A 10,351-nucleotide genomic window follows, 5' to 3' on the forward strand; every position below is an offset into this window, starting at 1 on the left:
ACCTCGACCCGTCGCTGATGGTGCCCTTGATCGTCTTGTGGAAGTCGCGCACCTTGCGGCCCCACTCGCGCGGCTCGTCGGAGTAGACGGTCTTCATCAGCGGCGGCGCGGTCCGCTTCGCCCGACCTAACGTGTCGCTGAAGACCACCGAGTGGTCGAGCACGCCCTGGGCGAGCTGTTCGATGCAGTTCTCCACGCCCGCCGTGCGCTGGAACCCGAAGAACTGGGTGCGGTTGTCCCCGTAGAACTTCCAGGTCAACGACTCCGGTCCGAGCCGCGCGCCGGCGGCCCCGGCAGGCCCGTCTACCGGCATGGGCAACGCCTCCCGCACCCCGGTGTCGAAGCGGGTTCCCGCCGTGAAAGGGGTGGGGGCGGCCGCCAACCCGTCGTTGTGGGTGGTCATGCTCCCCTCCCCGCGGCCTCAGCCGCCATGCCCTTGCGAATCAATGACACAAAACCGTATCTTTGTTTCAACAGCCTAGCAACCGGTCGCGCCGATCGCATACCGGGCGGTCATTCGAGGAGTTGAGGCGATGCGGACAGCCACGCAGCCCGACGCGGACGCGGCGCTGAGCGACGTCGACCGCACCATCCTGGACACCGCGCGCGCCGTCTTCGAGACCTACGGCGTGCGCCGGGCCAACATCGAAGACGTCGCGGCCCGCGCGGGCGTCAGCCGCAGCACCGTGTACCGGCGCTTTCCCACCAAGGACGACCTGTTCGGACACGTGGTGCGGCGCGAGGCCGAATCCTTCTTCAGCACGCTGGACCGCGCGACCACCGGCTGCGATCCGAAGCAGGCCGTGGTCGAGGCGTTCGCGCTGGGCGTGCGCCTGGTCCACGACTCGAAGCTGTACTCGCGGATCGCCGAGAGCGAACCCGAGCTGTTGGGCATGTTCTCCCGATCGCGGGCCTTCCCCATCGGGCAGTTCGCCGACGGCATCGCCCACACCCTGCGCCGCTGCGGGACCGACATTCCCGACCGCGACCTGTCCAACATCGCCGACATCCTGCTTCGCGTCGCGCTCGGCATCATCGTGTTTCCCACCGACCGCCTCGACACGTCAGACCCCGCGGCCGTCCGCGAGTACGCCGCCCGTTACCTCGTGCCGATCATCCGCCGCTGAGCGGTTCCGGCGTGTCGGTGACCTGCACTAGCCTGGATGCGTGGCTGGGAGTTCTGCGGCTCCGCGAACCCGGTACGCCAGTTGCGGCGAGATCGACATCGCCTATCAGGTCTTCGGCGATGGTCCGATCGACCTGCTCGTGCTGCCGGGCCCGCTGATCCCGATCGACTGCGTCGACCTCGAGCCGTCGATGTACCGGTTCCATCGCCGGCTCGCGTCGTTCTGCCGGGTGATCCGGTTCGACCAGCGCGGCATCGGCCTGTCGTCGCGGGTGCCCGCGGACATGCTCGGCCCGGAATCGTGGGCGCAGGACGCGATCGCGGTCATGAACGCGGTGGGATGCGAGCGGGTGACGATCTTCGCCCCGGGTTTCACGTCGCTGGCCGGGATCGTTCTGGCGGCCGACCATCCCGAGCGGGTGAACAGCCTGGTGATTGCGAACGGCGCGGCGCGCACGCTGCGTGGGCCCGATTACCCCATCGGCAGCGACCTCGACGACGCCGACCGCTTCACGACGGTCGGGATGGAGCCGGACGCCGTCGAGCAAGGGTTCGACATGCTCGGCATCATCGCGCCCTCCGTGGCGGGCGACGCCGCGTTCAGGTCGTGGTGGGACATGGCCGGCAACCGGGCGGCGTCGCCCAGCATGGCCCGCGCGTTCATCAACAAGGTCAGGGAGGGCGACGTCCGCGACCGGCTTCCCCGTATCGCCGTCCCGACCCTGATCCTGCACCGCGACAACCAGGCCTTCAGCCCCGTCGAGCACGCCCACTACCTGACCGAACACATCCCCGGCGCACGCCTGGTCGAGTGCCCGGGCGGGGACACCCTGTACTGGGTCGGCGACACCGCCCCCGTCCTCGACGAGATCGAGGAATTCATCACCGGCGTGCGCGGCGCCTCCGACGCCGAGCGCCTGCTCACGACGATCGTGTTCACCGACATCGTCGGCTCCACCGAGCGTGCCGCGCTGCTCGGCGACCACCGCTGGCGCGACCTGCTCGACAACCACGACACCCTCGTTCGGCACGAACTGCTGCGATTCTCCGGGCGAGAAGTCAACACGGCCGGGGACGGCTTCGTCGCGACGTTCAGCAGCCCGAGCGCCGCGATCGCGTGCGCCGACGCCATCGTCGACGCGGTCCGCGTGCTGGGCATTGAGGTGCGGGTGGGCATCCACGCCGGTGAAGTCGAGGTGCGCGGCAACGACGTCGCCGGCATGGCCGTACACATCGGCGCCCGGGTGGCCGCCCTCGCCGGCCCCAGCGAGGTGCTGGTGTCCTCCACGCTCCGCGACATCGTCACCGGATCGCGGCACCGCTTCGGCGACCGCGGCGAGACAGCACTCAAGGGCGTGCCGGGCCAGTGGCGGTTGTACTCGCTGGTGCGCGAGCACGCCGCCGTCAGGCGGTGACCGAGTGCGGCTCGGCGTACGCTGCGTAGTGGCGGGGTAGGGGCCGCCAGGGGGCCTTCTTCCGGCGGCCCGATCCCCGATTCCGGCGTACGGCTTGGTATTTGGTCGAAGGAGTGCGCATGACCGACGTGCACGTCTCGTTGCCCCCCGCGCTGCGTCGAGCGCTGGAGCTGCTGGCCGATCCGCCGGCGAATCCCGATGTGAGCAAGGGTTATCTGGATCTGCTCGGTAGCGGATCCGACGAGGGCAACGGCGTCGCCAAGAACACCGGCCCGATCCAGGCGGCGTGGGCATCACCGATCGGATCGATGCTCTACGACAACGCCCAAGCCCTGTCGCGGCGGTTGATCAGCGCGTGGCAGACACCGCTCGAGTGGTTGAACATCCCGCCCGGCGGCACAGCGCTCGATGTCGGCTCGGGCCCGGGTAACGTGACCGCGTCGCTGGCACGCGCGGCCGGCCCGGGCGGGCTCGCGCTGGGGGTCGACATCTCCGAGCCCATGCTGGCGCGCGCCGTCCGCAACGAGGCCGGACCGCAGGTCGGCTTCATCCGGGCTGACGCACAACGACTTCCGCTGCGCGACGACACGGTCGACGCGGTCATCTCGACGGCCGTGTTGCAGCTGATTCCCCATCCGGAGACCGCGCTGGGCGAGATGGCGCGGGTGCTACGACCGGGCGGCAGGCTGGCCGTCATGGTGCCCACCGTCGGTCCGGCCGCCCGGCTGTTCCAGAAGCTGCCGAACGTGGGGGCGCATGTCTTCGACGAGGACGAGATCGGCGACATCCTGGAAGGCCAGGGATTCGTGAGCGTGCGCGTGAAGAACTACGGCACGGTCCAGTGGGTGCGGGGTAAGAACGGCTGAGTCAGTCGCGTTTCACAGCGGCCGTGGCCTCACGAGTCGGGGTTCTGTGCGACCGTGGCGAGCCGGTCCATCGATTCGCGCAACATCTCCGGCGTCGTCGCGCGAGCGCGTTCCAGGCGGCTGGCGTCGGTCAGCCCCGTCCAATCGTAGGTGTGGGTCACCGTGGTGAGTTCGGCGTTCACCGGGCTGAGCTCCCAGCGCCACAGGTGACCGGGCGGCTGTTTTCTGGGTTCGGCTGGGCACCAGGCGATTTTGCTGCCTTCGACGAATTCCACGACGTGGTTCTCCCGCACGGCGCCATTGGTCAGCTTCGTGGTGAACACGTCCCCGACGGCGCGGACTCGTTGGCCCGGGGCGGACGAGGCGAGGTTGTTGTTGCCGTCCCAGCTCGGCTGGCGCGCGGGGTCAGCGATCAGCTCGAAGATCCGCGCGGCGTTGGCCGCGATGACGCGCGTGGCGCTCACGATGCCTTCGATTTCCATGTCCGACATACCGCTATCCAAACACGTCCACCGGAGCGCCGCCGCGGTGTGAATGTGACCTTCGGCCGAAGCGTTGAGGACCTTCGACCGTCGAGCTACCGGCCGGCGGGGTGCGACCGTGGTGGATGCCGGGGCAACCCGGTGGTCTGCCCGAAGTGCAGCAAGCCCATTTTTGGGCGAGGCCATCCGCAAGGGCCTGATTGACCCACCGTCTTAAGACGGGGAACTGCCTTCGGGCAGACCCTCATGCCTACGGCATCCGGGGCAGCGCCTCGACCGGCCCGGACAGCGCCGCCTTCACGTAGCGGGTGTCGTCGTCGGCCAGCACCTCGGGCTCGCCCCCTTCGATACCGTCGACGATTGCGTGCGCCACCTGACGCGGGTCGTTCTTTGGTGCGTCGAAGCCGGACGCCATCTCGGTGTCGGTGAAGCTGAGGTGCGCGGCGACCACCAGGGTGCCCTGCTTTTCGAGTTCGATCCGCAGCGTATTCGTCGTCGACCACAGCGCCGCCTTGGAGTCGCCGTACCCGCCGGAGCCGGGCATCCAGGACAGGATCGAGGCGATGTCGACCAGCGCGCCGCCACCGTTGGCGGCCAGGATCGGCGCGAAGGCCTTGGCGACGCGCAGCGCACCGAAGTAGTTGGTCTCGAACACCGCGCGCACTTCCTCGATGTCGCTGTCGAGCAGCTTCGCCGCGCCGAGGACACCCGCGTTGTTGATTACGATCTCGGCGTCCGAAGCCGAAGCTGCCAGAGCCGCAACGGAGTCCGCATCGGTCACGTCCAACTCGGCGCTGACCACGCGCGGGTCCGCGCTGGGTTTGGGCGCCCGCGCCGTCGCGTAGACCTTGGCCGCGCCCCGCTCCAACAACTCGTCCACGATGGCCTTGCCCAGCCCGCGCTGTCCGCCGGTAACTACGACCGTCGACCCTTTGATGTTGACCATGATCCAGACTCCTGACGTAGGTAAATCCAATTTGTTTCTGTCACCGTAGTTGCCGGTGTCGACATAGTCAAGTATCTTTTAGTTATGTCTATTTCATGGGCTGCGTCACAGCGGTACGGCATCACCCCGGCGCCCGGCGGCCTGGCATTGGTCCAGGACTTCCTCAACACCAGGGGGATCGCGGGCTATGGCCCGGACCTGCTGGCTGACACCGCGGTCGCCCGCGACTGGGTCGCGGGCGCGGTGCGTAACTGGTCGACCACCCGCGGCGAGGTGCTACCGCCGCCCAAGCTCGACGACGCAGATTTGACCAAGCTGCGCTCGTTGCGGGACACCATCGATGCACTGGTGAGCGGCGAGACGACGGGCGGACGAGGCGCCATTCCCGCGGCCCTGGTGGTCTCCGACGCCGGGGCGGTCCGACTGGAGCCCAGCGGCGCCGGGTGGCGCTGGCTGGCGTCGGCGCTGTGGGCCGAGATTCTGCTGAGCCAGCACGCCGATACCTGGCGGCGCGTCAAGCGGTGCCACAACCACCACTGCGGGTCGACGTTCTACGACCGCTCCAAAAACAACAGTGGGGTCTGGCACGACGTCAAGACGTGCGGTAACGCCGCCAATCTGCGCGCTTCGCGGGCCCGTCGACGGGAACGCGAGCGCGCGATGGGCCTAGCGGTTCCGCCACAGTAGGCGGTAGCGGTAGTAGAGGCCCCGCCGGATCGTTGCTTCCGGTAGCACGTCGGCGGACACCCGGCGAATCTCCTGGAGACTTTCCCGCGGATCGGCCACGGCCACGCCGATGTTGCGAGTCTCCCGGTGCAGCAGCGACCCTGCGCGCGCGGCGGGGGTGCACAGGGCGGCCCATGCCCAGTCGGCGACCGTTTTGTTGGCCGACAGCCCCACGACGGCGAGTTCCCCTGCGGGCGTGAGCATTTCGCGTGCCCTCTGCAGGGTCTCGCGCAGGGGCAGATGATGCAGGCTGGCCACGAACGTGATGAGGTCGAACGAGCGCGGCTCCGCCGCGAAGGCTTCGAAGCGGGCGAGGAGCACCGAGGCATTGTCGGTGGATTGCAACCGATCTATCGCCCGTTCGACCGCGGTTGGGTCGGCATCGATGCCGACGACGCTGCGCGACACCGTGGCCAGCCGCCGGGCGAGCAACCCGTCGCCGCACCCCACGTCCAAGACGTCGCCGCGATGGCGCGCGGCGATGTCGACCAGCCAGCCGTGATACGCGGCGTTGTGGTTCCAGTAGTCGTGCGGGCGGTCGGCCCTCAGCAGCGCTCCGCGCCCCGTGGCATGAGCCTCACGGCGCGTGCGCGGCTTGGCCGGGTTCTCAGCACCACCCGCAACGCGTAACCGGCACGCGCCTTGATCGGCGTCACGACATCGAGATTGCTAGGGCTCTGACTGATCCAGGAGGGCAGTGTCGCCACGGTTTCGATCCTTCGTCTGTTCGGCCTGTTGCGCCGATTCATTGAATTGCACCGGGGCCGCTTTACGGGCGCGCCGCGCCGGGGTAAACGCCACGAAAAGCCATTTTGTGGCCCTACGCACAGCCGCCCGTGCGCCGGCGCGCTGTCACACATTGGCCGGGCGTCTGAACTTCCGCAGGTAGGCCGGCAGCCCCCGCGCGGGTGGCGCCTTGGGCCAATCATCGGCCCGGAAGTAGGCGTCGGTCCCGCCATCGACGAAGACGACACTGCCGCAGAGGAATTCGGCGGATTCGGACAGCATGAAACACATCCACTCGGCCATGTGCCGCGCCTCGCCGAAGCCACCGATTGGCACGGGGAAGGACCGGACGGCCTTGGCCTGCCGGGGCGTCGCGAGCTGTTCCTGCAGCAACGGCGTCATGATGGCTCCGGGCGCCAGCGCATTCAGCCGCACGCCCGCGCCCGCCCACTCGGGCAGCACCGCGTTTCGCCGCACCCAACGACTCAGGGCGATCTTGGAGGCCGCGTACATCATCGTCGGCGCGGCCGGGCCGAACGGTCGCACCGCTCGCAGGGCCTTGCCGGCGTCATGCGCGAGGAACGCCTTCACCGCGCGGCGCGGGACGAGGGGCACCGTCGTCGCCGAGTTACTGGCCACCACAACCACTTTCGCGCTCTCGGCCGCGACCAGCGCCGGTCGCCACGCGACCAGCGGCTCGACGACGCCGAAGAAGTTGACCTCGCCGATCTGGCGTAGCCGCTCTCGACCGGGGCTGGGCCCGAGCCCGGCGGCCAGCACCGCGCCGTCGAGTCTGCCGCCCGAGGCCGCCAGCACGCCGTCGGCGGCCTGCCGACGCCCCTGTGGCGTCGACAAGTCGGCGACGACGTCGGCGTCTTTGATGTCGACGCCGATCACGGTGTGCCCGTCGGCCTTGAGCCGCTGCGCGGTCTCGTGGCCCATCCCGGATGCCGATCCGGTGACCGCATAAGTGCCCATCGCCTTAGTTCTTACCAGCCGCGGTGGCCTGGGGCCTCAGGTTTTGGCGGCGGCCTTCTCGACATCGAGCAGCTGCTCGCCCCGTCGCTCCTCGTCGTACGCTTCACGTCCGCCCCGCAAACCGAACAGGCGTTTCGAGAACAGCAGGTAGACCACGGCGGCCACGTTGATGGTGAAGGTGACCACGCGGGTCATCGTGATGCCCTTGGCCAGGTCGTGAATCTCCAAGGGCAGGAACACCGACGTGGCTATCACCGCGAAGTACTCACCCCAGCGCTTCAGCAGCCACAGACCGACACCTTCCACCACCTCCAGCAGCGCGTAGGCGGTCAGCATCAGGGTCAGCAAGGCCAGGGTGGAGGGTTTGGCGGCCAGCGCCTTCTCGAGTTCGTGCACGATGGTCATCTGGTCGACCTTGAACCCGGCGGCGCGGAAGATCGGCAGGTCGCGTTCGAGGGTGGCCTGGATGGCTCCCCGGGCTCCGCGAAACTTCCACACCGCATAGGCGGCGAGCGCGATCACCACCGCGCGGAACAGGCGTTCCACCGCGAGCGCCCGGATGATGATCGCCTGGCGTAAAGCCTTGCCGCGCATGATCATCGGCGCATCTTCGGCGCGTCCCCGCCCGTGTGGCGCGCCGACGGTGAACTCACCGCAACGCAGGCAGCGCCACACCTCGCCAAGTCCGGTGGTGCCGCTCAGCCGGGCGGCGAGATCCTGTTCGTCGGGCGCATAGGTGGCGTGTCCCGCGATTGCGCAGGTAACCAACTCCCACCTATTGATGCCCTGATCTTTGCGCATGGCCGATCATCGCACTGCCGGCGGCGGGTAACGCAAGAGGGCGCGTCAGAACCGCGGATTGGCCCGCGGCCGTTGCGCGCGGGGGCTTACCGCCGCCAGGAGACCGGTGAGGTCGGTGACCGAGATCTCGTCGAGGTGATCGACCGCCGCGACGATGTCGGCGCGCAACGCTTCCCCGCAGAAGGGTTCGGCCAGCCAGGCGAACTTGTCGATGACGCGTTCCCACGACATGGGCCGGGTGGGCGAGCCCTCGTAATCGGCTTGCTCACGGTGGAATTCGCGCCCGTCCCGGGTCGACAGGTGAACCCGGGCCGCGGTGCGTTTCGGATAGTCGGCGGTCAGGTCGGCAGCCGGTTCGACGTCGACGCGCGCCAACAGCTCCTGCACGTCGGCGCGGCGCACCCGCTCGGTTTCCAGCTGTTCGGGGCCCACCCCGCCGTCGAGGAGTGCAACCGCGCTCAAGTACTTGAGGTTGTAGTCGGCCTGCTCCTTGGTGCGGGGCTCATCCTTGGCGCCGTAGGCTCCCCCGCCGGCGAAGTCATAAGCGCCCTGGAAGACCTCGAGGGTTACCCGCGCGATGTCCTCGCCCCGCAGGGAGTGCTCGTCGCGCAACGCCAAGATCGCGTCGATGACGACCTGGCCGTGAATCAGTGAGCAGTACTGCTTCAAGTAGGTCCGTTCGACGCAGGCGAGCCCGCGGTCGGCGGCCGCGAGATCGATCGGCTGATCGAAGAGTTGGACGAGGCCGTGCGGGCCCTCGAACAACGACCGCGGGCCGGTGACGCCGCGGGCGGCCAGCATGGTCGCGTAGACGGCGCGCATGCCGGTGATGGCCGGTGAGATGCCCTTCCAGTTCGAGACCGGTTCGGCGTGCACGGAAGCCAGCGACACGTTGTCGGTCGCCGCGGCCGCGATCGCGTTGGCGGTCTCGTCGACGCCCAACCCAAGCAACTTGGCCGCGCCGGCAGCCACCGACATCGACAGCTGCAACGCGTGATTGAGTCCCCGCGCCATCACGGGCACCCGGGCGCTGAATCGGCATTGCACCTCGTAGGCGACCGCCAGGGCCAGCAGGAAGTCGGCTCCGCTGGCGCCGGTGTGCTCGGCGACGGCCAAGATCGCGCCGAAGTTGTCGGCGGGATGGCACAGCCCCCCGACCGTCAGATAGGTGTCAAGGAGGTCGGGATACCGCACCAACACCGCGTTGAAGAACGCGGCCTGGTCCACCGACGCCCGTCCCCCGCCCACCAGTGTCGCGGTCGGGGCGCCACTGAACTGGTCGGTGTGCTCGCGAACGGTCGCAATCAGCTCCCCGTCCAGGGAACCGACCGCGCAGGCGATGCTGTCGAGCACGTTGCGTTTGAGCAACGCCCGTGGCCGTCCCGTCAGGTCCGCCTGCTCCGCGCCGACGACGAATCCGGCCAGTTGCTCGACAACGTAGTTCTCTGCCATGACTTTTCGCCTTCCGGGCCGACCACTCCACTGAAGCGCGGCGCCGGCCCGCTCGTCCAGGACCGTTCTCTTACCAGTGTTCGGGGCGAGTTCTCACCGCAGGTGGGGATCGCCGGCGGGGGCCCACCAGCGGCCGGCGGGCGGGGCCGGCCAGTCGCGGGTGCGCGCGATCGTGAGCAGCGCGTCCACGGCGTCACGCACGCTGGCGCGGTCGTCGTCGCGCCGGTGCAGCAGCGACCATGTCCACAGCGGTATCGGCTCGGCGACGGGGCGCTGCCCCAGACTCGGTGGCAGCGCCGCGGTATGGCGTTTCGGTGATGCGAGCACGGCCGCGCCCACCTTGCGCACGTGTGCGTAAAACGCATCCCCGGTGATGCCGCCGTCGTCGATGTGCACGACGCGGGCGCCCACGGCCGCCGCGAACTCGGTGGCGTATCGGTTCCACGACGACCACGCCGACTCGTCGGCGTCGACAAGCACGCTGAGCCGTTGCGCGGCAACGGGATCCGCCGAGGAAGTGCCGGGCAGGACCGCGCGCAGCGCCTCGGTTCGCACCAGGTGTGCCACCAGGCCGAGCTGACTGACCTGGTCGGCAGTGACCCACGCCAGCGCGACGTCGAGGGTGCCCTCGGCAACGCGTTCGGCTTGCGCATGCGACGGCAACACCCATTCGTCGAGGCGCAAGTCCGCCGCAGAACCCACCAGGGTGGTGAGGTCCTCGGGCAGCCAGCTGACGTACCCGAGGCGTACCGGCGTGCTGCGCGCGGCCGCCCGCTGGAGCCGGCGCTTGGCATCGTCGGCCAGCGCCAGGATGCGGCGCGCGTCCGGAAGAA

12 protein-coding genes are annotated in these 10,351 nt (G+C 68.9%); 4 read left to right on the forward strand and 8 right to left on the reverse strand.

All coding sequences use genetic code 11. The annotated features are described in order from the left end of the window. On the reverse strand, positions 1–403 hold a 403-nt coding region (locus tag A5701_RS23855; RefSeq protein ID WP_156670247.1), incomplete at its 3' end, for an oxygenase MpaB family protein. A 130-nt stretch (positions 404–533) separates the two neighbouring features. Between A5701_RS23855 and A5701_RS23860 the strand changes: the two genes are divergently transcribed. From A5701_RS23860 to A5701_RS23870, 3 genes are all read left to right on the forward strand, one after another. Continuing rightward, the gene (locus A5701_RS23860) at positions 534–1,127 is read left to right on the forward strand and encodes a TetR/AcrR family transcriptional regulator (protein ID WP_067760152.1); all 594 of its coding nucleotides are present in this window, start codon (positions 534–536) and stop codon (positions 1,125–1,127) included. Positions 1,128–1,167: 40 nt separating this feature from the next. Next, the gene (locus A5701_RS23865) at positions 1,168–2,541 is read left to right on the forward strand and encodes an adenylate/guanylate cyclase domain-containing protein (RefSeq protein WP_067760155.1); all 1,374 of its coding nucleotides are present in this window, start codon (positions 1,168–1,170) and stop codon (positions 2,539–2,541) included. A gap of 119 nt (positions 2,542–2,660) precedes the next feature. Next, on the forward strand, positions 2,661–3,407 hold the full coding sequence (locus A5701_RS23870; RefSeq protein ID WP_067760159.1) for a methyltransferase domain-containing protein: 747 nt from the start codon (positions 2,661–2,663) through the stop codon (positions 3,405–3,407). Between the two features lie 29 nt (positions 3,408–3,436). Here A5701_RS23870 and A5701_RS23875 read toward each other — a convergent pair whose 3' ends face one another. Further along, the gene (locus A5701_RS23875) at positions 3,437–3,898 is read right to left on the reverse strand and encodes an SRPBCC family protein (RefSeq protein ID WP_067760166.1); all 462 of its coding nucleotides are present in this window, start codon (positions 3,896–3,898) and stop codon (positions 3,437–3,439) included. Between the two features lie 241 nt (positions 3,899–4,139). After that, the gene (locus A5701_RS23880; protein ID WP_067760168.1) at positions 4,140–4,835 is read right to left on the reverse strand and encodes an SDR family oxidoreductase; all 696 of its coding nucleotides are present in this window, start codon (positions 4,833–4,835) and stop codon (positions 4,140–4,142) included. Between the two features lie 147 nt (positions 4,836–4,982). Between A5701_RS23880 and A5701_RS23885 the strand changes: the two genes are divergently transcribed. Continuing rightward, positions 4,983–5,522 (forward strand): CGNR zinc finger domain-containing protein, encoded by a 540-nt coding sequence (locus A5701_RS23885; RefSeq protein ID WP_067760191.1) that lies wholly within the window; start codon positions 4,983–4,985, stop codon positions 5,520–5,522. On the opposite strand, the gene A5701_RS23890 is transcribed toward A5701_RS23885, so the two are convergent. From A5701_RS23890 to A5701_RS28640, 5 genes are all read right to left on the reverse strand, one after another. Then, entirely contained in the window at positions 5,502–6,113 is a 612-nt protein-coding gene (locus A5701_RS23890; protein ID WP_067760170.1) for a bifunctional 2-polyprenyl-6-hydroxyphenol methylase/3-demethylubiquinol 3-O-methyltransferase UbiG, read from the reverse strand. The genes A5701_RS23885 and A5701_RS23890 overlap by 21 nt on opposite strands. 300 nt (positions 6,114–6,413) lie before the next feature. After that, positions 6,414–7,265, reverse strand: coding sequence for an SDR family oxidoreductase (locus A5701_RS23895; protein WP_067760173.1), 852 nt, complete (start codon positions 7,263–7,265; stop codon positions 6,414–6,416). Positions 7,266–7,301: 36 nt separating this feature from the next. After that, the gene (locus tag A5701_RS23900) at positions 7,302–8,066 is read right to left on the reverse strand and encodes a DUF2127 domain-containing protein (RefSeq protein ID WP_067760176.1); all 765 of its coding nucleotides are present in this window, start codon (positions 8,064–8,066) and stop codon (positions 7,302–7,304) included. A 45-nt stretch (positions 8,067–8,111) separates the two neighbouring features. Then, positions 8,112–9,518, reverse strand: a complete 1,407-nt coding sequence (locus A5701_RS23905; RefSeq protein ID WP_067760179.1) for an MmgE/PrpD family protein — start codon at positions 9,516–9,518, stop codon at positions 8,112–8,114. A 93-nt stretch (positions 9,519–9,611) separates the two neighbouring features. Continuing rightward, on the reverse strand, positions 9,612–10,351 hold a 740-nt coding region (locus A5701_RS28640), incomplete at its 5' end, for a LysR family transcriptional regulator (RefSeq protein ID WP_067760188.1).

The sequence above is a fragment of the Mycobacterium sp. E3305 genome (assembly GCF_001666785.1).
GTDB lineage: Bacteria > Actinomycetota > Actinomycetes > Mycobacteriales > Mycobacteriaceae > Mycobacterium.

What these genes read in the sequence shown, in the direction of transcription:
- A5701_RS23860 (WP_067760152.1), top strand. Translation starts at nt 534, where the DNA reads ATGCGGACAGCCACGCAGCCCGACGCGGACGCGGCGCTGAGCGACGTC.
- A5701_RS23870 (WP_067760159.1), top strand. Translation starts at nt 2,661, where the DNA reads ATGACCGACGTGCACGTCTCGTTGCCCCCCGCGCTGCGTCGAGCGCTG.
- A5701_RS23875 (WP_067760166.1), bottom strand. Translation starts at nt 3,898, where the DNA reads ATGTCGGACATGGAAATCGAAGGCATCGTGAGCGCCACGCGCGTCATC.
- A5701_RS23880 (WP_067760168.1), bottom strand. Translation starts at nt 4,835, where the DNA reads ATGGTCAACATCAAAGGGTCGACGGTCGTAGTTACCGGCGGACAGCGC.
- A5701_RS23895 (WP_067760173.1), bottom strand. Translation starts at nt 7,265, where the DNA reads ATGGGCACTTATGCGGTCACCGGATCGGCATCCGGGATGGGCCACGAG.
- A5701_RS23900 (WP_067760176.1), bottom strand. Translation starts at nt 8,066, where the DNA reads ATGCGCAAAGATCAGGGCATCAATAGGTGGGAGTTGGTTACCTGCGCA.
- A5701_RS23905 (WP_067760179.1), bottom strand. Translation starts at nt 9,518, where the DNA reads ATGGCAGAGAACTACGTTGTCGAGCAACTGGCCGGATTCGTCGTCGGC.